Below are 24060 nucleotides of genomic sequence, written 5' to 3'. Positions count from 1 at the left end.
ACCTAGCCCTGTTTTGAACGTATGACTAATCACTGGACTGTATAGCAAGGTTCGCGGTTCCGAACTCCGCTATCATGCGCCGGTTTTCGTGACAGGCTTTGCTACGGAGTTTCAATGAACACGCTTTTCATGCACTGCCGGCCGGGCTTCGAAGGCGAGGTCTGTTCCGAGATCGCCGAACACGCGGCCCGGCTCAACGTCGCCGGGTACGCCAAGGCCAAGCCGGCCAGCGCCTGCGCCGAATTTGTCTGTACCGAAGAGGACGGCGCCGAGCGGTTGATGCGCGGGCAACGTTTCGCCGATCTGATTTTTCCTCGGCAGTGGGCGCGTGGCACGTTCATCGAATTGCCTGAGACCGACCGAATCAGCGTCATTCTGTCCCACATGACGGCCTTCCCAACGTGTGGCAGCCTGTGGCTGGAGGTAGTTGACACGAACGACGGCAAGGAACTGTCGAACTTCTGCAAGAAGTTCGAAGGCCCGCTGCGCAAGGCCTTGGGCGGGGCAGGGAAACTGCTGGACGACCCGCGCAAGCCGCGCCTGCTGTTGACCTTCAAGAGCGGTCGTGAAGTCTTCCTTGGCCTGGCTGAGGCGGATAACTCAGCGATGTGGCCGATGGGTATCCCGCGCCTGAAGTTCCCCCGGGACGCGCCGAGCCGCTCCACACTCAAGCTCGAGGAGGCCTGGCACCATTTCATTCCTCGGGACCAGTGGGACGAACGCCTGCACAGCGACATGACCGGTGTGGACCTCGGTGCGGCGCCGGGTGGCTGGACGTGGCAATTGGTCAACCGTGGCATGCTGGTGACGGCCATCGACAATGGCCCAATGGCCGAAAGCCTGATGGACACCGGCCTGGTGCAGCACTTGATGGCAGACGGATTCACGTTCAAGCCCAGGCAGCCGGTGGACTGGATGGTCTGCGACATCGTCGAGAAACCGGCGCGCAACGCGGCGATGCTGGAAGAGTGGATCGGCGAGGGCCATTGCCGCGAGGCCGTGGTCAACCTCAAGTTGCCGATGAAACAGCGTTACGCCGAGGTGAAACGCCTGCTCGAACGCATCGCCGAGGGTTTCAAGGCCCGGGGCATCCAGGTCGAGATCGGCTGCAAGCAGCTGTACCACGACCGAGAGGAGGTGACGTGTCATCTGCGGCGGTTGGACACCAAAAAAACGAAGTCCCGTTAGTCCTCGAAAGCCAATGAAGCCCTTGTGGGAGCGAGCTTGCTCGCGATAGCGGTGGGTCAGTTTGCATCGATATTGGATGTGCTGGCGCCATCGCGAGCAAGCTCGCTCCCACAGGGTGCAGTGTTGAACCAGGGGTGACCGAACGCCGACATTGCGCGACAATGCCCGCCAGTTTCAGGAGTAGATCATGAGTGAAATGAACGACACGCCAATCGACGGCACGCTGGATGCCACTGGTCTGAATTGCCCGGAACCGGTAATGATGTTGCACCAGCATATCCGCGACCTGGCCCCAGGTGGCCTGCTCAAAGTCATCGCCACCGACCCCTCGACTCGCCGCGACATCCCTAAGTTCTGCGTGTTTCTGGACCATGAGCTGGTGGCCCAGCAAGAGAACGCCGGCACCTACCTCTACTGGATCCGCAAGAAACTCGCCTAACCCGTCGCACGGCTGATGCGGATCTGCCCTCGCGCGCTGCGTGCCAGGCGAATCGACAGCATCAGCGCCGCGCAGCTCAACCCCACGATCAAGCCTTGCCATAATCCGCTTGGGCCACTGGCGGTGCCGAGCCTGTCGGTCAGGCCCAGGGCGTAACCCACCGGCAAGCCGATGCCCCAGTAAGCGAAGAGCGTCAGGATCATCGTCACCCGGGTGTCCTGGTAGCCGCGCAATGCGCCGGCCGCCGTGACCTGGATCGCATCGGAAAACTGGAACAGCGCCGCGTAGACGATCAGCATCGATGCGACCTCGATCACCCGCGGATCGGCTGTGTAGATCGCTGCGATGGGGCCGCGCAGCGCGAACATCACGCTCGCTGACAGGCACGCGTACGCCAGGGCCGTGCCCATGCCGACGCCCGCGGCGAAGCGCGCCTCTCGAGGCTGGCCACGCCCCAGCGCCTGGCCTACCCGTACCGTCACGGCCATGCCCAGGGAGTAGGGGATCATGAACACCAGCGAGCTGAAGTTCAGCGCGATCTGGTGCCCGGCCACCACCGTGGCGCCGAGGCTGCCGATCAGCAGGGCGATCACCGCAAAGATGCTCGACTCGGCAAACACCGCGATGCCAATCGGCAGGCCAATGCCCAGCAGGCGCTTGATCATCGACCATTGCGGCCAGTCGAAACGGGCGAACAGACGGCTCGATTGATAGATTGGGGCCCGATACGTCCAGATCGCCATGCCCGCTGCCATGAACCACATCACGATGGCGGTGGCCCAGCCGCAGCCAACCCCGCCCATGGCCGGGACGCCCAGGTGCCCGTAGATGAAGATGTAATTGAGCGGAATGTTCAGCGCCAGTCCGCACAGCCCCAGCACCATGGCCGGTCGCGTGCGCCCCAGGCCGTCGCTGAAACAGCGCAGCACGTAATAGAGCGCCACTGCCGGGAGCCCGGTGCCTATACCCCGCAGGTATTCCATGCAAGGGCCGATCAATTCGGGATCGACGTGCATCACATGCAGGATCGGCTCGGCGCTGAACAGCGCCAATGTCGCGGCCAGCCCCACCGCGAGGGCCAACCACAATGCCTGGCGCACCAAGGGGCCAATCTGTTCGAACGTGCCGGCCCCGAAACGCTGGGCAACTTTTGGCGTAGTGGCCAGCAGCGTGCCGGTCATCAACAGGAATACCGGCACCCAGATCGAATTACCCAGCGCCACTGCGGCGAGGTCCCGCGGGCCGACCCGCCCGGCCATCACCGCATCGACAAAACCCATGGCAGTGGTCGCCAATTGCGCCACCATGATCGGCAAGGCGAGGGCGAGCAGCGTCTTGAGCTCCAGGCGAACCCGGGCGGGGCGAGAGAGGACGGAAGGAGTGTCGATTGCAGGATTCACGAGGCAAGCATCCGAAAAAGATAAACGCAAGGCGGCGGATTCTACGCCTTGACGCAGTGGTCAGGAAAAAACCTGTGTTGTGGATTTGTAATCGCTCGCTTAGTCGTACGAATGCTGTTGGGGCGAGGGCGCTTGCTCCCGCTCGACTGCGCAGCAGTCGCCTGCCTTTTGGGCCCGCTTCGCAGGCCAGCGGGAGCAAGCTTCCTCGCCACAAACGGGTTCACTGAAGTAATGGGCTGGCTCATCGAGGCGAGGAACGCCTACACTGCCCGTCCCGCCAAAGGAGCTCTGCCATGCTGATCGTCGCCGACGAAAACATTCCCCTGCTCGATGCATTTTTCCAAGGTTTCGGTGAGATCCGCCGGGTGCCGGGGCGGGGCATTGACCGGGCATTGGTAGAGCAGGCCGATGTGCTGTTGGTACGGTCGGTCAGCCAGGTCAATCGAGCCCTGCTGGAAGGCAGCAAGGTGCGCTTCGTCGGCACTTGCACCATTGGCACTGATCACCTGGACCTGGATTATTTTGCCGAGGCCGGCATCCGCTGGGCCAGCGCGCCTGGCTGCAATGCCCGTGGCGTGGTGGATTACGTACTGGGCAGCCTTATGGCCCTGGCTGAGATCGAAGGCGCGGATCTTGCGCAGCGCACGTTTGGCGTGGTCGGCGCGGGGCAGGTAGGTGGGCGGTTGATCGAGGTGCTCAAGGGCCTGGGCTGGGCTGTGAAAGTCTGCGACCCGCCTCGCCACGCTGCCGAAGGCGGCGACTACGTGAGCCTGGAGCAGATCATCGAGGAATGCGACGTCATCAGCCTGCACACGCCATTGGCTCGCACGGGTGAGCACGTGACTTGGCACCTTTTTGATGAGCATCGCTTGAACAGCCTGAAGCCTGGCACCTGGCTGATCAACGCCGCGCGCGGCCCGGTCATCGATAACTCGGCGTTGCGCGAGGTGCTGTTGGAGCGCGAAGACCTCCAGGCGGTGCTTGATGTCTGGGAGCAGGAGCCGACGGTGGACGTGGACCTGGCCGACCTCTGCGTGATCGCCACCCCGCACATTGCCGGCTACAGCCTTGACGGTCGCCAGCGCGGCACGGCGCAGATCTACCAGGCCCTGTGCGATTTTCTTGGGCGGCCCGCCGAAGTCGATCTGGCCGACTTGTTACCCCGGCCTTGGCTCGGGGGCATCACGCTGGATGCCGATACCGACCCGGCCTGGGCGCTGGCGGTGTTGTGCCGGAGCGTGTACGACCCGCGCCGCGACGATGCGGATTTTCGCCGCAGCTTGATCGGTACGGTGAGTGAGCAGCGCAGTGCGTTTGATGCGTTGCGCAAGCATTACCCGCCACGCCGGGAGATCGACAGCTTGAAGGTGCGTATCGAAGGGCAGTCGACGGCCTTGCAGCAGATCGTGACGGCCTTGGGAGCTACTATCGTTTAAGCCCGGTGAACAGGCATAAAAAACCCGACATCAAGGTCGGGTTCAATTGAAGACGGGCTGTATCACTTTTGTTCGGCAGGTTTGACCAGTCGTTTCTCCAGCTCGCTGCAGGCTTTCTGGATCATGTCTTCGGTGATCGGTACTTCGCGCCCTTGGGCATCGATGAACGAGCAGCCCAGGGACTGGTCCGGTTGCGTGCGGATTACTTGAATCTTGTCGTCGCTGCTGTGTTGCAAGGACATGGCCTGTCTCCTCATCAGGTTGCGTGCCTATTGTAATGTCGTCAGGTGACCGAGCCATGACACTCCTTGAAGGTCCATGACGACAGCTCCACTCAACCAGAAACACACTCGCGTTTCCAGCCAGACGTTAGACCGATAACATCTAGGCATTAGTCTCGGCGGTCATATTTAACCTGACTCATTTCGATTCCACTTGGTTCCGCTGCGTTTCGGTACTGATGGCCAATCTTTTCCTGTTCCATTATCGGACACTCTCGATGCTTTCTTCACGACATCGCCGCGCAATACGCCTGGCCAGCGGCTTCATCGCCCCTTACCGCAAACAGGTCGCCGGTGCTTTGCTGGCCCTGATTGTCACGGCCGGTATCACGTTGTCCATGGGCCAAGGGATCCGCCTGCTGGTGGACCAAGGCTTCATGACCCGTTCGCCGCATCTGCTCAATCAGTCCATTGGCCTGTTCATGGTGCTGGTGGTGGGCCTGGCTATCGGTACGTTTGCACGCTTTTATCTCGTGTCATGGATCGGTGAGCGGGTGGTGGCCGATATCCGGCGGCAGGTCTTCAATCACCTGGTGTATCTGCACCCGGGCTTCTACGAGAACAATCGCAGTTCGGAAATCCAGTCACGCCTGACCGCCGATACGACTCTGCTGCAATCGGTGATTGGTTCGTCGCTGTCGTTGTTCCTGCGCAACGCCTTGATGGTGATTGGTGGCATTGTGCTGCTGTTTTTCACCAACCCCAAGTTGACCAGTATCGTGGTCATTGCCCTGCCATTGGTCCTGGCGCCGATCCTGGTGTTCGGGCGACGGGTGCGCAGCTTGTCGCGCCAGAGCCAGGACCGCATCGCCGACGTCGGCAGCTACGTCTCCGAAACCCTCGGCCAGATCAAGACCGTGCAGGCCTACAACCACCAGGTCCAAGATGAACAACGTTTTTCCGTGACGGTGGAGCAAGCCTTCGACACCGCCCGCAAGCGCATCGCCCAGCGGGCCTGGTTGATCACCCTGGTGATCGTGCTGGTGCTGGGTGCGGTAGGGGTGATGCTCTGGGTCGGCGGCATGGATGTGATCGCCGGGCGGATTTCCGGCGGCGAACTCGCGGCGTTCGTGTTCTACAGCCTGATCGTTGGCAGCGCCTTTGGCACCCTCAGCGAAGTGATCGGCGAGCTGCAACGGGCAGCGGGCGCCGCGGAACGCATTGCCGAGTTGCTGCGTTCGCAGAACATTATCCAGCCACCGGTCACAGGGCTGGTGACGTTGCCGGAGCGAGTGCGGGGTGACCTGCGCCTTGAAGGCGTGCGTTTTTCCTACCCCTCCCGACCGGACAGCTATGCGGTCGATGGCCTCGACCTGAGCATCAAGGCCGGCGAAACCCTGGCCCTCGTCGGGCCATCCGGCGCGGGCAAGTCAACGGTGTATGACCTGCTGCTGCGCTTCTACGATCCGGTGCAAGGGCGGATCCTGATCGACGACGTGCCGTTGACCTCGGTCGACCCTTTGGACCTGCGTCGTCATTTCGCCCTGGTTTCTCAAAACCCGGCACTGTTTTTCGGCACGGTCGAAGAAAATCTTCGCTACGGCAATCCCCAAGCAACATTCGAGCAGGTACGCGAGGCTGCGCAGATTGCCCACGCCCATGATTTCATAGAAAAAATGCCTGACGGCTACCAGACCCACCTGGGCGATGGCGGCCTTGGACTGTCCGGCGGCCAGCGCCAACGCCTGGCGATCGCCCGGGCCCTGCTGGTGGACGCGCCAATCCTGCTACTGGACGAAGCCACCAGCGCCCTCGACGCGCAAAGTGAACACCTGATCCAGCAAGCCTTGCCCAGCCTGATGAAGAACCGTACCACCTTGGTCATCGCCCATCGCCTGGCCACGGTGAAAAACGCCGACCGGATTGCGGTGATGGACCAAGGCAAGGTGGTTGCGGTGGGTAGCCATCAGGAACTGGTTGCAAGCAATGCGCTGTATGCGCGGTTGGCAGCGTTGCAGTTCAGTCAGCAGGATGAGTCGCAAAGCTGAGCTCGAGCCAAGCTATTGTGGGAGCGAGCCTGCTCGCGAAAGCGGTGCGACAGTCAACCCTAAAGTCGCCGGTCTATCGCTTGGCGAGCAGGCTTACTCCCACAGTTTTCTCAAGGATGGGGCTTCCACTCACTGATCATCAAAATACCGCTCATGCCAGTCCACCAGCGGTTGCGGCAAGTTGAGCTTCTGGCCGTAGATGACCGAGTACGACAACACGTTCTGCACGTATTGGCGGGTTTCGTCGAAGGGGATGCTTTCGACCCAGACGTCGAAGCTCAGGTGGTCTGCACCGCGCAACCATTGGCGCACGCGACCGGGGCCGGCGTTGTAGGCGGCGGAGGCGAGGACGCGGTTGCCGTTGAACTGGCTGTGCACCTGGCTCAGGTACGCCGCGCCCAGCTGGATATTCTTGTCCGGGTTGAAGACTTGCTGCGGTGATGCCAGGGGAATATTGAATTTGCGCGCGGTTTCCTTGGCCGTGGCCGGCATCAATTGCATGAGGCCGCTGGCACCGACACCGGAGCGGGCGTCGTCCATGAACGCACTTTCCTGCCGGGTGATGGCGAACGCCCAGCTAGGGTGCAAGCCGCGGATCTTGGCTTCTCGCACCAGCGTGTCGCGGTAGGCCATCGGGAAACGGATATCCAAGTCATCCCAGTATTTGGCCTGGCTGATGGTGCGGATGGCTGGGAAATACCACTTGAGGTCGTAGGCCAGTTTCGCCTGGGCGACCATTTCGTCCCGGCTGAAATGGCGGCTGACGTGATACCACTCGCGGCGTCCGTCGACGATTTGACCACGCGCGTGGAATTCCAGCGCCCGACGTATGCCCGGTGTATTGCGGACTTTGTTGATCAGCGCCTGGCTCATGGGCAGCGGCTTGTTCACCAGCGAATACGGTGACTGGGACCGGTCGGCGGCCAGGAAACCGTAGAAATCACGCTCGCGAGCCAGATGCTTGTAGAGCGTCAGCGCTTCGGGGTTCTGTGGCTGCGCCAATTCCAGGCTACGGGCCTGCCAGTAGCGCCAGCGATTGGTGCTCGCCAGCGATTCGGGCAGCCGGCGGGTCAGTTGGTAGGCGTCGTCCCAGCGGGCGAGGCGCAGGAGCAGGCGCAAGCGCCACTCCGATACGGTGTCGTCCCGAAGCTCCGGGTCATATTTGGTCATGACATCCAGGGCGCGGCTATCGAAGCGCTTGGCCAGGGTCAGGCCGATTTCCCGGGCGATGGCGACCTTCTCGTCCCGAGAGAAACGCATGGTGCTGGCATAGCCCTTCAGCAATGACATGGCTTTTTCCGGGTCCTGGCGGGCCAGGCGGCGCAGGCCAAGACTGACGACATCGGACATGGGCTCATCGGCGGGCATGAAGCGCGAAGGCTGGTTGAGCAGTTCGGGCTTTTGCGCGACGTCAACCAACAGCTTGCCTCGGGGGGCAAGGGTGGTCAGGCCGCTGACCAGGCTATTGGCCAGCGGATAGTTGCGTGCCTGGGCCGCCAGTTTCGCGCGCTCCCAGCGTTTCTGCTCGGTCAACTGGCCTTGTGCGGCCCACATGCCGAACAGCGCGTCGCAAGCCGTCGGCTGGGATTTACCGGTAAGCCATAGTTTCTCGGCGTTGGCATAACCTTCGGCCTTAAGGCCATGGCTCAGTTGATATTGAGCGTTGAGGCAATCCAGCTCGGTGAAGTTGAGCTTGGGATCGTAATACTTGACGAAGGTTGCCCAGTCGCCACGTTCGGCCAACCAGCGCAACCAGCGCAACTTCATCCAGTTGGCCTGGGGCAGGTCGCCATGTTCGGCGAGGAATTTTTCGATTTCGGCGTTGCTCGCGCTCTTGAGTCGCGCAGTCAGTTCGTCATAGGCCAGGTACGGTTCCAGCGGATAATCGCGCAGGGCCTGGCTGTAGCGAAAGTAGGGAGCGGAATCGCCTTTGGCCAGAGCACGCTTGGCCTCGTCGTAGTACTGGCGCTGGGTGGAAATATCCACCGCATGGGCGGTTTGAACGGCAGTGGCACATACAAACAAACAAGATAAAACACTGAAAAGGCGACTGCGCATGATACGTCCGGGCAAAGATAAACATGACAAGCCCAAGGAGAAACCCAGGGTAACTTGCCTGTAGCTTAGCCTTTTGCCAGCAACCGGCGAAAGCTTTGCGGGACTGTTGGCACAACTTCGCAACATTTGTAGTACAGAGTGCTTCGACGACGAAATTGACGGACTTTTGAGGTCTCTTCTCAGGTAGAATGCGCGCCCGGTTTTTGGAGAAGCTCATGACCCTGCTCAAATTCAGCGATGTGTCCCTTGCTTTCGGCGCGATGCCGTTGTTGGACAAGGTGTCCTGGCAGATCGCCCGTGGAGAGCGGGTGTGCATCATCGGCCGCAACGGCACTGGCAAGTCCAGCATGATGAAGCTGGTCAAGGGGGATCAGAAGCCCGATGACGGCTCCGTCTGGCGTGCGCCCGGGCTGAAAATCGGCGAGCTGCCACAAGAGCTGCCGGTAGCCGACGAGCGGACCGTGTTCGACGTGGTTGCCGAAGGCCTGGACGGTGTCGGCGCGCTGCTGGCCGAATATCACCACCTGAGCCAGAACATCGTCACCGATGCCGACCTGGACAAGTTGATGCATGTGCAGCACGACCTCGAGGCCCGTGATGGCTGGCGCCTGCAGCAATTGGTCGATAGCACCTTGAGCCGCCTGCAACTCCCGGCTGACAAGACCTTGGCCGAGCTGTCCGGCGGCTGGCGTCGTCGGGTCCTGCTGGCCCAGGCCCTCGTGTCCGAACCAGACCTTTTGCTGCTCGACGAACCGACCAACCACCTGGACATCGGTGCCATCGCCTGGCTTGAAGAAGCGCTGAAGGATTTCCAGGGGGCGGTTCTGTTCATCACGCACGACCGTTCCTTCCTGCAGAACCTGGCGACCCGCATCCTCGAACTGGATCGTGGCGGCCTGATCGATTGGAACGGCGACTACGCCAGTTTCCTGGTGCACAAGGAAGCGGTGCTGGCGGCGGAAGAAACCGCCAACGCCTTGTTCGACAAGCGCCTGGCCCAGGAAGAAGTGTGGATCCGCCAGGGCATCAAGGCCCGACGGACTCGTAACGAAGGCCGTGTGCGCGCCCTCAAGGCATTGCGCGTGGAGCGTAGCGAACGTCGCGAGCGCACCGGCAAGGCCAATATCCAGCTCGAGACGGCCGACAAGTCGGGCAAGCAGGTCATGGTGCTGGAAGATGTCAGTTTCGCCCATCCGGGCGGCCCGTTCCTGATCAAGGATTTCTCCATGGTCCTGCAGCGCGGTGACCGGATCGGCCTGCTTGGCGCCAACGGTACCGGCAAGACGACCCTGCTCAAGCTGATGCTTGGCGGCCTGGTGCCGACCAGCGGCAAAGTGGAGGAGGGGACAAAGATCGACGTCGCCTATTTCGACCAGTTGCGCCATCAGTTGGACTTGGAAAAAACCGTGATCGACAACGTCGCCGAAGGCCGCGACTTCATCGAAATCGATGGCCAGAGCCGCCACGTATTGAGTTACCTCGGCGACTTCCTGTTCAGCCCACAGCGCGCCCGTACGCCGGTGAAAGCGCTGTCTGGTGGTGAGCGGGCACGGCTGCTGCTGGCCAAGTTGTTCAGCAAGCCGGCGAACCTGCTGGTGCTCGACGAACCAACCAACGACTTGGACGTGGAAACCCTCGAGCTGCTGGAAGAAGTGTTGTTGACGTTCAACGGCACTGTGCTGATGGTCAGCCACGATCGGGCCTTCCTCGATAACGTGGTCACTAGCACGTTGGTGTTCGAAGGCGAGGGGCTGGTTCGCGAATATGTCGGTGGTTATCAGGATTGGCTACGCCAAGGCGGCTCGCCGCGCCTGCTGGGTGTGACAGAGAGCAAATCAGGCAAGGCCGACTTGAACTCCGCGGTCGTCAAGGCCGAGCCGGCGCCGGTTGCCGCCGCTGCCGCACCGGCTCCGACCAAGAAAAAGCTCAGCTACAAGCTGCAGCGTGAACTGGAAGCCTTGCCAGGTGATATCGACGCGAAGGAGCAGCAGATCGCCGCGGTGGAGGCCGAGATGGCTGATGCCGGCTTCTACCAGCGTCCCGCGGCCGAAACCGCCAAGGTAATCGCGCATCTGGAACAGTTGCAGGCTGAGCTGGATGCGCTGGTCGAGCGTTGGGCTGAGCTGGACGCTTGATCCGCTGTTGAGAAGATTCCCGGCATTCAGCAATGAACGCCGGGATTTTTTTATTTGAAACGCAATCCCTTGTGGGAGCCAGCTTGCTCGCTCCCGAAGGTCCAGGGTCAGGTGCGCTTGACCAGGTGCACCGCCAGCACATCGCAAGGCGCGCCATGCAGCACGTCGTTGGCGGTAGAGCCCAGCAGCAACGCCAGGCCATGGCGGCCATGGCTGCCGACCACGATCAGGTCGCAGCCTTGCTCCTTGGCCAGGTGATGGATCTCCTGGCGCGGCTGGCCATAGGTCAGGTGGCTATTTTCCTTTTTCAAGGCGGGGTATTTCACGATCAATCGGTCAAGGCGTTCCTTGGCCTGGTCGAACTGCTGCTGTTGCAACTGGGAAAGATCCATCGGAACGTCACCGCCGAAGGCCATCGCCATCGGCTCGACGATATGCACCAGCGACAGTTTGTTGTCCCGCCCTTCGCAAAGGGCGAGGGCTCGCTTGACGACGGGATCGCATTCTTCAGTAAGGTCGACGGCGACCAGGATGTGTTCGTAGTACATGAAAAGCACTCCAGAGAATGGCGATACGGTAAGTATGGCTGGTTTCAAGCGCATTGATGGCGATACAGGTCAATGGGCTCATCAGAATTCGGGAGTACAGATATGACGGTCTGGATAGTGGTGTCAATCCTGTTGGTGGTATTAAGCCCCCTGGCATGGTTGCGACCGTCCCGCGCACAGAGCGGGCGTATAGCCCTTCGCATGGAGGCGCGACGCCTCGGGCTGGCCATGCGATTGACCCCGCAAGACTGGCCCCATTGGCTTGGCCAGCAGCCACCAAACCCCTGTGCGCAGTACCACCGAGCCCGGCGGGGCAGCCAGCCGGCCAGCTGGAGTTATTGGCAAAAGGCTCCAGGGGTGTGGGTCAACCAATGGCAGGAGGTGTGCCAGGATGAAGCGTTGCTCGGCCACTTCCGAGCATTGCCAGCCAATGTCTATAAGGTCGAGGCCGACCGGCAAATGATCGCCCTGTATTGGGGAGAGAAAGGCGAAGCCAGTGTTTTGCAGGACATTTCTGCCGTATTAAAGGCGTTGGCCTGAGCGTAAAAAAGCCCGACAGCATCATCGGGCGGGTTGGCCAGGCAGGCCGGTAAAACCATTCTTTCCAGGGCGTGCTTCGAAACGTCCTGTTCCCCGCGTACTCAATCATATTGTCACCAGCTTAGTCGGTTGAATCCGGTGCGCCTGGAATTAGGGCGACTTTTCTAATGATTGATTCTATGAATGGTCGCTCATGCAAGGTCGTGTTACGGATCCAGGCGGTACGGTAATGACTGCGGAGTCCCGTTCAAACGCCTGTTTAGGGCGATTGACAATTGTCGGAAATTCCGTGAAGGTGACGTACCCAAATCAAACGGGCGTATGAATTGAGCGTTTGTATTTTCAGAACGTTCCTACAGAACCCGACTATCGCGTTGACGGGTGTGTCTGGCGATTGGCGTAGCATCGGCGGTTATGTCCATGTGGAGCCAGGGCCAGCGTCCAACGTGTACTGTTCAGCTTCCATATCGTGGAGATCAGTTGATGATTTACGAAGGTAAAGCCATCACGGTTAAGGCTCTTGAAAGTGGCATCGTCGAACTGAAATTCGACCTCAAGGGTGAGTCCGTCAACAAGTTCAACCGTCTAACCCTGAATGAATTGCGTCAGGCCGTGGACACTATCAAGGCAGATGCGTCGATCAAGGGTGTGATCGTCAGCAGTGGCAAGGACGTGTTCATCGTCGGCGCCGACATCACCGAATTCGTCGACAACTTCAAGCTGCCCGATGCCGAACTGATCGCTGGCAACCTCGAAGCCAACCGTATCTTCAGCGACTTTGAAGACCTCAACGTACCAACCGTCGCGGCCATCAACGGCATCGCGCTGGGTGGCGGCCTGGAAATGTGCCTGGCGGCGGACTACCGCGTCATGTCCGCCGCGGCCAAAATCGGCCTGCCGGAAGTCAAGTTGGGCATCTACCCGGGTTTCGGCGGCACCGTGCGCCTGCCGCGCCTGATCGGTGCTGACAACGCTATCGAGTGGATTGCCGCTGGCAAGGAAAACCGTGCCGAAGACGCGCTGAAAGTCGGCGCCGTGGATGCGGTGGTCGAACCCGGCAAGCTTCTGGAGGCGGCCCTTGAAACCGTCAAGCGCGCCATCAGCGGCGAGTTTGACTACAAGGCCAAGCGCCAGCCGAAGCTGGAAAAACTCAAGCTCAACGCCATCGAACAGATGATGGCCTTCGAGACCGCCAAAGGTTTCGTCGCCGGCCAGGCGGGCCCGAACTACCCGGCGCCGGTCGAGGCGATCAAGACCATCCAGAAAGCCGCGAATTTCGGTCGCGACAAAGCCTTGGAAGTCGAAGCCGCCGGTTTCGTGAAACTGGCCAAGACGTCTGCCGCCCAGAGCCTGATCGGTCTGTTCCTCAATGATCAGGAGCTGAAGAAAAAGGCCAAGGCCTACGACGAAATTGCCCGTGACGTGAAACAGGCCGCCGTGCTCGGCGCCGGCATCATGGGTGGCGGCATCGCCTATCAGTCGGCGTCCAAGGGCACGCCGATCCTGATGAAGGACATCAATGAACACGGCATCGAGCAGGGGTTGGCCGAAGCCGCCAAGCTGCTGGTCGGTCGCGTCGACAAAGGTCGCATGACCGCCGCGAAGATGGCCGAAGTGCTCAATGGCATTCGTCCGACGTTGTCCTACGGCGATTTCGGCCACGTCGACCTGGTGGTCGAAGCGGTTGTCGAGAACCCGAAGGTCAAGCAGGCGGTTCTGGCTGAAGTCGAAGACAAGGTCAAAGAGGACACCATCCTCGCGTCGAACACCTCGACCATTTCCATTTCGCTGCTGGCCAAAGCCCTCAAGCGTCCGGAAAACTTCGTCGGCATGCATTTCTTCAACCCGGTGCACATGATGCCCCTGGTGGAAGTGATCCGTGGCGAGAAATCCAGCGAGGAGGCGATTGCCACCACCGTGGCTTACGCCAAAAAAATGGGCAAGAACCCGATCGTCGTCAACGATTGCCCGGGCTTTTTGGTCAACCGCGTGCTGTTTCCGTACTTCGGCGGTTTCGCCAAGCTGGTCAGTGCCGGTGTGGACTTCGTGCGCATCGACAAGATCATGGAAAAATTCGGCTGGCCGATGGGCCCGGCGTACCTGATGGACGTGGTCGGCATCGACACCGGCCACCACGGTCGCGACGTCATGGCTGAAGGCTTCCCGGACCGCATGAAAGACGACCGTCGTTCCGCCGTCGACGTGCTCTACGAAGCCAAGCGCCTGGGACAGAAGAACGGCAAGGGCTTCTACGCCTACGAGACCGACAAGCGCGGCAAGCAGAAGAAAGTCGCCGATTCGTCGGTGCTGGAAGTGCTCAAGCCGATCGTCTACGAGCAGCGCGAAGTCACCGACGAGGACATCATCAACTGGATGATGATCCCGCTGTGCCTGGAAACCGTGCGTTGCCTGGAAGACGGCATTGTCGAAACCGCCGCCGAAGCCGACATGGGTCTGGTCTACGGCATCGGTTTCCCTCCATTCCGTGGCGGTGCGCTGCGCTACATCGATTCGATCGGTGTGGCCGAGTTCGTTGCCCTGGCTGACCAGTACGCTGATCTGGGCGCGTTGTACCACCCGACCGCGAAGCTGCGTGAAATGGCCAAGAACGGCCAGCGTTTCTTCGGTTAAGCGCCCAACGACTAGAGCGAGAGAACATTTATGAGCTTGAATCCTAGAGACGTCGTGATTGTCGACTTCGGTCGTACGCCGATGGGCCGCTCCAAGGGCGGCATGCACCGCAACACTCGCGCCGAAGACATGTCGGCGCACCTGATCAGCAAACTGCTGGAGCGCAACGTCAAGGTCGACCCCAACGAAGTCGAGGACGTGATCTGGGGCTGCGTGAACCAGACCCTGGAGCAGGGCTGGAACATCGCCCGCATGGCTTCGCTGATGACCCAGATCCCTCACACCGCTGCCGGCCAGACGGTCAGCCGCCTGTGCGGTTCGTCCATGAGCGCGCTGCACACCGCCGCCCAGGCGATCATGACCGGTAACGGTGATGTGTTCGTGGTCGGCGGTGTCGAGCACATGGGCCACGTGAGCATGATGCACGGTGTCGATCCGAACCCGCACATGTCGCTGTACGCGGCAAAAGCCTCGGGCATGATGGGCCTGACCGCGGAAATGCTCGGCAAGATGCATGGCATCACCCGCGAACAGCAGGACGCCTTTGGCGTGCGCTCCCACCAGCTCGCCCACAAGGCGACGGTGGAAGGCAAGTTCAAGGATGAAATCATCCCGATGCAGGGCTACGACGAGAACGGCTTCTTGAAACTGTTCGACTACGACGAAACCATTCGTCCGGAAACCACCCTGGAAAGCCTGGCGACCTTGAAGCCGGCCTTCAATCCTAAGGGCGGCACCGTGACGGCGGGTACTTCGTCGCAGATCACCGACGGTGCCTCGTGCATGATCGTGATGTCGGCCCAGCGTGCCCAGGACCTGGGCATCCAGCCGATGGCCGTGATTCGTTCGATGGCTGTCGCGGGTGTGGACCCGGCGATCATGGGCTATGGTCCAGTACCGGCTACGCAGAAAGCCTTGAAGCGCGCGGGCCTGAGCATTTCCGATATCGACTTCTTCGAGCTCAACGAAGCTTTCGCCGCACAGGCGCTGCCTGTGCTGAAAGATTTGAAAGTACTCGACAAGATGAACGAGAAGGTTAACCTGCACGGCGGCGCGATCGCCCTGGGTCACCCGTTCGGTTGCTCTGGTGCGCGTATCTCTGGCACGCTGCTCAACGTCATGAAGCAGAACGGCGGCACTTTAGGGGTGTCCACCATGTGCATTGGCCTCGGCCAGGGCATCGCCACTGTCTTCGAACGCGTCTAAGCGTTGCGTTGATGGAAGCCGGGGCCAAGTGCCCCGGTTTTTGTTTTTCGGGTTTAGTAAAAGAAAGATTTTGTTTTTATTTTGAAAAAATTTGAGTGAGGGCCAACGCATGCCGATACAACCTGGGCTCTACCAACATTACAAAGGTCCGCAGTACCGCGTATTCAGCGTTGCGCGGCATTCCGAGACCGAGGAAGAAGTGGTCTTCTATCAAGCCCTGTATGGCGATTACGGCTTTTGGGTGCGTCCGTTGAGCATGTTCCAGGAGTCTGTCGAAGTTGACGGCGAACAGGTGCCGCGCTTTGCTTTGGTGCAGGTCGAGGAGAGCATCTTTTCCAAGTCTTGAGGCCAGTGTGAGGGCGACCCCGCCCTTGACCTCACCTTGCAGCCACTATATATAGCGGTGCCGCGTCAGGCGCCAACCGCCTTTCACTTTTTAGAATTCAGGAATTTTCTGATCCATGGGCAAATCGCTGGTCATTGTGGAATCCCCGGCTAAGGCCAAGACCATCAACAAGTATCTGGGCAACCAATACGTGGTGAAGTCGAGTATCGGCCATATCCGAGACCTGCCCACCAGCGGTTCGGCTAGCGCCAGCAAGGAGCCAGCCGCCAAGCGCGGCAAGGCGGCCGCTGGTGAAGCGCCGGCGCTGTCGCCGAAAGACAAGGCGCGCAAGCAGCTGGTCTCACGCATGGGAGTCGATCCGGAGCACGGCTGGAAAGCCAAGTACGAGATCCTTCCGGGCAAGGAAAAGGTCATCGAAGAACTGCGTCGGCTCGCCAAGGACGCCGACACCATTTATCTCGCGACGGACTTGGACCGCGAAGGGGAAGCCATCGCCTGGCACCTGCGCGAAGCCATCGGTGGGGATGACAGCCGCTACAAGCGCGTGGTGTTCAACGAGATCACCAAGAAGGCTATCCAGGAAGCCTTCTCCCAGCCGGGCGAGCTGGACATCGACCGGGTCAATGCCCAACAGGCGCGTCGCTTCCTTGACCGCGTCGTGGGCTACATGGTCTCGCCATTGTTGTGGGCCAAGATCGCCCGTGGCCTGTCGGCCGGTCGTGTGCAGTCGGTGGCGGTAAAGCTGGTGGTGGAGCGCGAGCGGGAAATCCGTGCGTTCAATCCCGAAGAATATTGGGAAGTCCATGCTGATCTCGGTACCGCCAAGGGCGCTACCGTGCGTTTCGAAGTGGCTCGCGAGAAAGGCGAAGCCTTCAAGCCGCTCAATGAAGCCCAGGCCATGGCAGCGCTGGAGAAGCTCAAGGCTTCCAGCTACAGCATCGTCAAGCGCGAAGACAAGCCCACCAGCAGCAAGCCGTCGGCGCCCTTCATTACGTCCACCTTGCAGCAGGCGGCGAGCAACCGCCTGGGCTTCGGTGTGAAGAAGACCATGATGATGGCCCAGCGTCTGTACGAAGCGGGCTACATCACGTACATGCGTACCGACTCGACCAATCTCTCGGCCGATGCCGTGGCGATGGCGCGTACTTATATAGAAAGCGAGTTTGGCAAGAAGTACCTGCCGGATACGCCGAACGTGTACAGCAGCAAGGAAGGCGCCCAGGAGGCTCACGAAGCGATTCGTCCTTCCGACGCCAATACCGAGCCAAGCAAGCTGTCGGGCATGGAACGCGACGCCGAGCGTCTCTACGAGCTGATCTGGCGCCAGTTCCTGGCATGCCAGATGCTACCTGCGCAATACCTGTCGACCACGGTCAGCGTCGGTGCTGGCGATTTCGAGCTGCGCGCCAAGGGCCGTATCCTGAAGTTCGACGGCTATACCCGCGTCATGCCGCAGATCACCAAGCCGGGGGACGATGACGTCCTGCCGGACATGGCCCAGGGCGACGTGATGAAGCTGATCAAGCTGGATCTGACCCAGCACTTCACCAAGCCGCCGGCACGGTATTCCGAGGCCAGCCTGGTCAAGGAGATGGAAAAGCGTGGCATCGGTCGTCCTTCGACCTATGCGGCGATCATTTCCACCATCCAGGATCGCGGCTACGTGACGCTGCACAACCGTCGCTTCTATTCGGAAAAGATGGGGGACATCGTCACCGAGCGCTTGTCCGAGAGTTTCTCGAACCTGATGGACTACGGCTTCACCGCTGGCATGGAAGAGAACCTGGACGACGTGGCCCAGGGTGAGCGGGACTGGAAAAACGTACTCGACGAGTTCTACGGCGACTTCAAGAAAAAACTGGAAGTGGCCGAAAGTCCGGAAAGCGGCATGCGGGCGAACCAGCCGGTCATGACCGATATTCCATGCCAGACCTGCGGGCGTCCGATGCAGATCCGTACCGCGTCGACCGGTGTATTCCTGGGTTGCTCGGGCTACAGCCTGCCGCCGAAGGAGCGCTGCAAGGCGACGGTCAACCTGGTGCCAGGCGACGAAATCGCCGCGGACGACGAAGGTGAGTCGGAGTCCCTGGTGCTGCGCGGCAAACACCGTTGCCCTATCTGCAGCACAGCGATGGATGCTTACCTGCTGGATGAAAAGCGCAAGCTGCACATCTGCGGTAACAATCCTGATTGTGCCGGCTACGAGATCGAAGAGGGCACCTATCGCATCAAGGGCTACGAAGGTCCGAGCCTGGAATGCGACAAGTGTGGCAGCGAAATGCAGCTGAAAACCGGCCGTTTCGGCAAGTTCTTCGGTTGCACCAATCCGACCTGCAAGAACACCCGCAAGCTGCTCAAGAGCGGTGACGCGGCGCCGCCGAAGATGGATCCGGTGAAGATGCCCGAGCTCAAGTGCGAGAAGGTAAACGACACCTACATCCTTCGTGATGGTGCATCCGGCCTGTTCCTGGCAGCCAGCCAGTTTCCGAAAAATCGCGAGACTCGGGCGCCGCTGGTGATCGAGATCTTGCCGCACAAGGATGAGATCGATCCAAAGTATCATTTCCTCTGCGACGCGCCGCAGAAGGATCCGGATGGCCGCCCAGCGGTGATCCGCTACAGCCGCAAGACCAAGGAGCAATACGTGCAGACCGAGGTTGACGGCAAGCCTACCGGTTGGAAAGCGTTCTACGACGGTGGCAAGTGGACCGTTGAAGACAAGCGCTGATTGATGGCGAAAGGATTTGAATCTGCGCGATCCTCGTGGCGAGGGAGCTTGCTCCCGCTGGGCGATTCAGTCGTTGTTCTAAACGCCGCGTAAGCAAAAGGCCGCATGACAACCCTTGGGTTTTCATGCGGCCTTTCAGTTTTTGGCTTGCAGTAGCTTCGGTTGATCCACGACACTGTCGCACCTGCGTGACGCTTTTATTTCGTTGGGGAGAATGCCGCCATGGCCCACGAACTCTACACCCGTACCAATCAGAAGATTTATTTTGCCGGCCTGTCGCTCGAAGCGCTTGCCAGGGCAGAGGATGGGCGCGCCATGAATGCTCCCGCGCTGGTCCAGGCTGGGCGTGAATCCGTGCTGTTTCATTTGTACGGCGCCTTGCTGGGTCTTTGCCACGAAATTGCCGGGTTCTATCGCTTGCCCCAGGCGAATGCGTCACGGGCCGAACTGATGCTGATGCCAGAAGTACTGGACAGCCTTGCGATTCCCGAGCTGGCGGAAATGGTCGAGTTGGCGCAGAACCGCGAGACCTGGCTGGCCAAGTTGCTGGAGGGTCATGCCGCGTTATTCCAGCCGCCACGGGCCCCGCGTAAACCGAAGGGTGATGTTACCCAGCCGTTGATTGTCGCGGTCAATCTTGACGAGCAGGAACCAGAGCCAGAGCTGAGTCGGGAAGAGTTGGAGAGCTGGCGTCAGAATCTCAAAAGCCTGGCGATTCGGTTCCGTGACGGCTTGAACGAATGCTGACGTGATGGCCGTCGGTAACGCTTGGTCAAGATCCTGAGCGAAGCCTGGCCGATGACTATATAATCCCCGCCTTTCGTGGAGAACAGACTTTTATGCCTACGTCCTTTCTAGAAATTGTCGAACTTCCTGATGGTCGCATTGAGCTGCGCCGGGCTGAAGACGAGGGTTCGCTGGTTACCCTGAACTTCTCCGAGGATGCCAAGGTGTTTCTTCAGGGCCAACATGTCGAGGTCGCCAAGGCGATGCTCAGCGTGGGTGTCCAGATGGCAGGTCGCCTGGTTGAAGGCGAATTCAACAAGGAAGAGGGGCCGCGGGTTCTACATTGATCCCCGTTTGTCGGCTTTTGAAGTAATGTGACTGGTCTGGCTTCTCTGTCCTGGAGAAGCCCTGCGTTTATCCCAATCGAATATTCAGGCTTTGTGCATCGCCGGTGCGCGCGGCGCTGATCAATTGCTGACGCGCGGTCGCGGTCAAGGGATTGAGCCAGCTGACCACCGTATGACTGCGCCCCAGGCGCAACGCTTCGCAGGTCAACTGCTGGGCGCTCTGGCTGCCGCGCGGCTGCAATAGCAGGATTCGCTCGCGATTGAGACCAGCGTCTCGCAACCAAGCCTGCGTTACGCTGGCCGGTGGTGCGATCAGCGTAAGCCAGCGAGCGTCCTGGTCCTGGCTCAGTTCTCTCAGGATCGGCGCTAGCAGGTTCAGGCAATTTCCCGCCGCACCACGCAACGACAGCTCGCTGAAGGCTTCGGGTTCGACGCTCCAGGGCGACTCGATGACCTCGTTCAGGACTGGAACCAGCGGTTGGGCCATGAATGCCTCGAACAGCGGAAGTTGTGTGTGCTGTGGTGTATGAGGAAATTGCATAAAGCCTCCTTTAGCGGCGAATGACGCCAACGCTCAAGCCTTCGATGACCAGGTCCTGGTCTTTCAGGTCCACTTCGATGGGGGCGAATTCCGGGTTCTCGGCGATCAACCAGACCTTGCTGCCCTCGCGCTTGAAGCGCTTGACGGTGACTTCATCGCCGATCCGCGCCACCACGACCTGGCCGTTACGGGCTTCACGGGTGGTGTGGACAGCCAGGAGATCGCCATCGAAGATACCGATGTCCTTCATACTCATACCGTGCACGCGCAGAAGATAATCGGCCCTCGGGTGAAAGAACGAAGGATTGATATTGCAAGACTCCTCGACGTGCTGCTGGGCGAGGATAGGCGCGCCGGCGGCCACGCGCCCGATGATAGGCAGGGTGGTGTCGTCGGCCTTGGCTTCGAAGCCGGGGATGCGAATCCCCCGGGATGCTCCGGGCGTCATTTCTATTGCACCCTTGCGGGCCAGCGCCTTGAGGTGCTCTTCAGCCGCGTTGGGGGATTTGAAACCCAGTTCCTGAGCGATTTCCGCACGGGTCGGCGGATAGCCGTTGTCTTCTAGGCAGCGTTTGATGAAGGCCAGAATCTCTGCTTGGCGTGGCGTCAGCTTTAGCATATCGATCGCTCTGTCTTTTTATACAGTGACTGGGATTATATACAGTACGGGTCAGTTGGCAATCCTCCTTTTTCGCCAGGCTGCCAGACGGTGGATGGAACTGCTGGCAGGGACTGTGCTACAGCTCGCCAAAGGTGTGGTTAAATACCTGACCGGACGTTCGCAAAATGCCCCGACAGGCTTGACAAGCCCCAGGCTGAAACGTATGTTTCAAACAAGTGTTTGTCAGGCGGAGTAGCCATGGCCCAGTCGGAAACCGTTGAACGCATTCTCGATGCTGCCGAGCAATTGTTCGCGGAAAAAGGTTTCGCCGAAACCTCTTTGCGTCTGATTACCAGCAAGGCCGGGGTGAACCTGGCGGCGGTGAACTACCATTTCGGCTCGAAAAAAGCCCTGATCCAAGCGGTATTTTCGCGCTTCCTCGGGCCGTTCTGTATCAGCCTCGATCGCGAGCTGGAGCGTCGCCAGGCCAAGCCTGACGTCAAGCCCACTCTGGAAGAGCTGCTCGAGATCCTGGTCGAACAAGCCCTCGTGGTCCAGCCACGCAGCGGTAACGACCTCTCCATATTCATGCGTCTGCTGGGCCTGGCATTCAGCCAGAGCCAAGGGCACTTGCGGCGCTATCTCGAAGACATGTACGGCAAGGTGTTCCGTCGCTACATGCTGCTGGTCAACGAAGCCGCGCCGCGCATACCACCTATCGAATTGTTCTGGCGCGTGCATTTCATGCTCGGTGCCGCGGCATTCAGCATGTCGGGCATCAAGGCGCTGCGGGCTATCGCCGAGACCGACTTCGGCGTGAATACGTCGATCGAGCAGGTGATGCGCCTGATGGTGCCGTTCCTGGCAGCGGGCATGCGCGCCGAAAGCGGCGTCACCGATGAAGCAATGGCGGCCGCGCAGCTGCGTCCGCGCAGCAAATCGACGCCGGCGCTCGCCAAGGCATAGGCACACGGGTGGGCGCGGATGGCTACATCCGCTAAGCTAGCCGCCCATGCCGATTCTCCTTTTGAATTCGTCTCAATATTCTTCGCCCGCGCGGTCTGCCGGCCCTTCAGCCTGGCGGTGCCGGGGCGGATGCAGCATCGCGCGCGTCCCTCGTTATTAAAAGGAACTGTTATGACTGGTGCCCTTCAAGGCTCGTTGATGGTGGACGTCGCCGGAACCTGGCTGACGGCTGAAGATCGCCATCTGTTGCGTCAGCCCGAAGTGGGTGGACTGATCATTTTTGCCCGCAATATCGAGCATCCCCGCCAGGTGCGCGAGCTGAGCGCCTCGATCCGGGCCATTAGCCCCGATCTGTTGTTGGCGGTCGACCAGGAGGGCGGCCGGGTGCAACGCCTGCGCCAAGGCTTCGTGCGTCTGCCGGCGATGCGGGCCATAGCCGATAACCCGAACGCCGAGTACTTGGCCGAGCAGTGCGGCTGGATCATGGCCACCGAAGTGCTGGCGGTCGGCCTCGATTTGAGTTTCGCCCCCGTGCTGGACCTCGATTACCAACGCAGCGCGGTGGTAGGAAGTCGTGCCTTCGAAGGCGACCCCGAGCGCGCCACACTGCTGGCAGGTGCGTTTATCCGTGGCATGAACGCCGCGGGAATGGCGGCCACAGGCAAGCATTTTCCGGGGCATGGCTGGGCCGAGGCAGACTCCCATGTCGCCATTCCTACTGACGAACGCAGTCTCGAACAGATCCGAGCCTGCGACCTGGTACCGTTTACCAAGCTGAGCAAGAAGCTGGCGGCCGTCATGCCCGCCCATGTCATTTATCCCCAGGTGGATGCCAGCCCGGCAGGGTTCTCCCGTCGTTGGCTGCAAGACGTCCTGCGCGGCGAGTTGCAGTTTGATGGAGTGATCTTCAGCGATGATCTTTCGATGGCCGGCGCCCACGTGGTCGGCGATGCCGCCAGTCGGATCGAGGCTGCCTTGACCGCGGGCTGCGACATGGGGCTGGTCTGCAACGACCGCGCGGCCGCCGAGCTCGCCTTGAGCGCTGCCCAGCGCCTGAAGGTCACGCCGTCGGCGCGGATTGCCCGTATGCGTGGCCAGGCCTTCGCCAGTACCGAGTACCGTCAGGATCCGCGCTGGTTGACAGCGATCGGCGCGTTGAAAGCCGCTCAACTGATTGATTAAGGATGTTTCGATGACTGTTTACGCAATTATCGGCGGCACCGGCCTGACCCAGCTGGAAGGCCTGACCATTCGCCAATCCCTGGCGGTGGAGACGCCCTACGGCGCGCCATCAGCCGAGGTGCAGATCGGCGAATACGCCGAGCGTGAGGTGTTGTTTCTGGCACGCCATGGCCATCCCCACCGTTTCCCGCCGCATCAGGTCAACTATCGCGCCAATCTCTGGGCGCTGAAGCAGGCGGGCGCCGAGGCGGTCCTGGCGGTCAACGCCGTCGGCGGGATCCACGCCGCGATGGGCACCGGTCATTTTTGCGTGCCCCACCAGTTGATCGATTACACCAGCGGTCGCCAGCATACGTATTTCGCCGATGACCTGGAGGCGGTGACCCACATTGATTTCAGCTACCCCTACACGGAATCGCTGCGCCAGCAATTGATTGCGGCCCTGGCTGCCGAAGGCTGCGGCTATAGCAGTCACGGTGTCTATGCCTGCACGCAGGGGCCGCGCCTGGAAACCGTGGCCGAAATCGCACGCCTGGAGCGCGATGGCTGCGATATCGTCGGTATGACGGGCATGCCGGAGGCGGCGCTGGCCCGTGAGCTGGAACTGGACTACGCCTGCCTGGCGCTGGTGGTGAACCCGGCGGCGGGCAAATCCACTGCGGTGATTACCATGGCGGAGATCGAGCAGGCCCTGCATGACGGAATGGGTAAAGTGAAGTCGACCCTGGCGCGGGTGTTGATGGCGGGCTAGAAAGTCCGGTTTATTGGAGAAT

At 60.5% G+C, this 24060-nt stretch carries 21 protein-coding genes; 15 read left to right on the top strand and 6 right to left on the bottom strand.

The annotated features are described in order from the left end of the window. Window positions 1-114: 114 nt before the first annotated feature. Together rlmM and tusA are read left to right on the top strand one after the other, a co-directional pair. Window positions 115-1188, top strand: coding sequence for a 23S rRNA (cytidine(2498)-2'-O)-methyltransferase RlmM (gene rlmM, locus J3P90_RS16920; RefSeq protein ID WP_434675083.1), 1074 nt, complete (start codon window positions 115-117; stop codon window positions 1186-1188). 187 nt (window positions 1189-1375) lie between these two features. Further along, the gene (tusA, locus tag J3P90_RS16915) at window positions 1376-1627 is read left to right on the top strand and encodes a sulfurtransferase TusA (protein ID WP_434675082.1); all 252 of its coding nucleotides are present in this window, start codon (window positions 1376-1378) and stop codon (window positions 1625-1627) included. Here tusA and J3P90_RS16910 read toward each other — a convergent pair. Then, window positions 1624-3027: an MATE family efflux transporter gene (locus tag J3P90_RS16910; RefSeq protein ID WP_434650518.1), complete on the bottom strand. Its 1404-nt coding sequence runs from the start codon at window positions 3025-3027 to the stop codon at window positions 1624-1626. The two genes, tusA and J3P90_RS16910, sit on opposite strands and share 4 nt — an antisense overlap. Window positions 3028-3320: 293 nt before the next feature. Between J3P90_RS16910 and pdxB the strand changes: the two genes are divergently transcribed. Next, a complete protein-coding gene (gene pdxB, locus J3P90_RS16905; protein WP_434650520.1) occupies window positions 3321-4463 on the top strand; it encodes a 4-phosphoerythronate dehydrogenase PdxB in 1143 nt (380 codons plus the stop codon). A 62-nt stretch (window positions 4464-4525) separates the two neighbouring features. On the opposite strand, the gene J3P90_RS16900 is transcribed toward pdxB, so the two are convergent. Then, entirely contained in the window at window positions 4526-4705 is a 180-nt protein-coding gene (locus tag J3P90_RS16900) for a PA1571 family protein (RefSeq protein WP_003199629.1), read from the bottom strand. 218 nt (window positions 4706-4923) lie between these two features. On the opposite strand from J3P90_RS16900, the gene J3P90_RS16895 reads away from it, so the two are divergent. Next, entirely contained in the window at window positions 4924-6732 is a 1809-nt protein-coding gene (locus J3P90_RS16895; RefSeq protein WP_434675081.1) for an ABC transporter transmembrane domain-containing protein, read from the top strand. 129 nt (window positions 6733-6861) lie between these two features. Here the strand turns inward: J3P90_RS16895 and J3P90_RS16890 are convergent, their stop codons facing one another. Beyond that, a complete protein-coding gene (locus tag J3P90_RS16890) occupies window positions 6862-8790 on the bottom strand; it encodes a transglycosylase SLT domain-containing protein (RefSeq protein WP_434675080.1) in 1929 nt (642 codons plus the stop codon). 215 nt (window positions 8791-9005) lie between these two features. Here J3P90_RS16890 and J3P90_RS16885 point away from each other — a divergent pair, with 215 nt between their 5' ends. Next, window positions 9006-10925 carry an ATP-binding cassette domain-containing protein gene (locus tag J3P90_RS16885; protein WP_420764689.1) on the top strand — a complete coding sequence of 640 codons (1920 nt, stop codon included), beginning with the start codon at window positions 9006-9008 and terminating at the stop codon, window positions 10923-10925. A 107-nt stretch (window positions 10926-11032) separates the two neighbouring features. On the opposite strand, the gene J3P90_RS16880 is transcribed toward J3P90_RS16885, so the two are convergent. Next, on the bottom strand, window positions 11033-11473 hold the full coding sequence (locus J3P90_RS16880) for a universal stress protein (protein WP_420764688.1): 441 nt from the start codon (window positions 11471-11473) through the stop codon (window positions 11033-11035). Window positions 11474-11575: 102 nt separating this feature from the next. Between J3P90_RS16880 and J3P90_RS16875 the strand changes: the two genes are divergently transcribed. The 7 genes from J3P90_RS16875 (at window position 11576) to J3P90_RS16845 (ending at window position 19997) form a co-directional block, all read left to right on the top strand. Next, complete coding sequence (locus J3P90_RS16875; RefSeq protein WP_420764687.1) at window positions 11576-12013, top strand: hypothetical protein; 438 nt, start codon at window positions 11576-11578, stop codon at window positions 12011-12013. A gap of 483 nt (window positions 12014-12496) precedes the next feature. Beyond that, complete coding sequence (gene fadB / locus J3P90_RS16870; RefSeq protein WP_434675079.1) at window positions 12497-14644, top strand: fatty acid oxidation complex subunit alpha FadB; 2148 nt, start codon at window positions 12497-12499, stop codon at window positions 14642-14644. A gap of 30 nt (window positions 14645-14674) precedes the next feature. After that, entirely contained in the window at window positions 14675-15850 is a 1176-nt protein-coding gene (gene fadA / locus J3P90_RS16865) for an acetyl-CoA C-acyltransferase FadA (RefSeq protein WP_420764685.1), read from the top strand. A gap of 109 nt (window positions 15851-15959) precedes the next feature. Beyond that, window positions 15960-16196: a DUF1653 domain-containing protein gene (locus tag J3P90_RS16860; RefSeq protein WP_420764684.1), complete on the top strand. Its 237-nt coding sequence runs from the start codon at window positions 15960-15962 to the stop codon at window positions 16194-16196. Between the two features lie 115 nt (window positions 16197-16311). After that, window positions 16312-18924 carry a type I DNA topoisomerase gene (gene topA, locus J3P90_RS16855; RefSeq protein WP_434675078.1) on the top strand — a complete coding sequence of 871 codons (2613 nt, stop codon included), beginning with the start codon at window positions 16312-16314 and terminating at the stop codon, window positions 18922-18924. 222 nt (window positions 18925-19146) lie between these two features. Beyond that, the gene (locus tag J3P90_RS16850; protein ID WP_434675077.1) at window positions 19147-19671 is read left to right on the top strand and encodes a DUF6586 family protein; all 525 of its coding nucleotides are present in this window, start codon (window positions 19147-19149) and stop codon (window positions 19669-19671) included. Window positions 19672-19763: 92 nt separating this feature from the next. Continuing rightward, window positions 19764-19997 (top strand): hypothetical protein, encoded by a 234-nt coding sequence (locus J3P90_RS16845; RefSeq protein ID WP_003183419.1) that lies wholly within the window; start codon window positions 19764-19766, stop codon window positions 19995-19997. Between the two features lie 67 nt (window positions 19998-20064). On the opposite strand, the gene sulA is transcribed toward J3P90_RS16845, so the two are convergent. Both sulA and lexA read right to left on the bottom strand, forming a co-directional pair. Next, window positions 20065-20538, bottom strand: a complete 474-nt coding sequence (gene sulA, locus J3P90_RS16840; protein ID WP_420764681.1) for an SOS-induced cell division inhibitor SulA — start codon at window positions 20536-20538, stop codon at window positions 20065-20067. Window positions 20539-20548: 10 nt separating this feature from the next. Further along, entirely contained in the window at window positions 20549-21157 is a 609-nt protein-coding gene (lexA, locus tag J3P90_RS16835; protein WP_420764680.1) for a transcriptional repressor LexA, read from the bottom strand. A gap of 240 nt (window positions 21158-21397) precedes the next feature. On the opposite strand from lexA, the gene J3P90_RS16830 reads away from it, so the two are divergent. From J3P90_RS16830 to J3P90_RS16820, 3 genes are all read left to right on the top strand, one after another. Beyond that, complete coding sequence (locus tag J3P90_RS16830; protein WP_420764679.1) at window positions 21398-22105, top strand: TetR/AcrR family transcriptional regulator; 708 nt, start codon at window positions 21398-21400, stop codon at window positions 22103-22105. Window positions 22106-22276: 171 nt separating this feature from the next. After that, complete coding sequence (gene nagZ, locus J3P90_RS16825) at window positions 22277-23287, top strand: beta-N-acetylhexosaminidase (RefSeq protein WP_434675076.1); 1011 nt, start codon at window positions 22277-22279, stop codon at window positions 23285-23287. Window positions 23288-23297: 10 nt separating this feature from the next. After that, a complete protein-coding gene (locus tag J3P90_RS16820; protein WP_434675075.1) occupies window positions 23298-24038 on the top strand; it encodes an S-methyl-5'-thioinosine phosphorylase in 741 nt (246 codons plus the stop codon). The last annotated feature ends 22 nt before the right edge of the window (window positions 24039-24060 follow it).

The organism is Pseudomonas sp. D3-10 (genome assembly GCF_051132175.1).
Classification (GTDB): Bacteria; Pseudomonadota; Gammaproteobacteria; order Pseudomonadales; family Pseudomonadaceae; genus Aquipseudomonas.
This window is presented reverse-complemented; position numbering and strand designations above follow the sequence as displayed.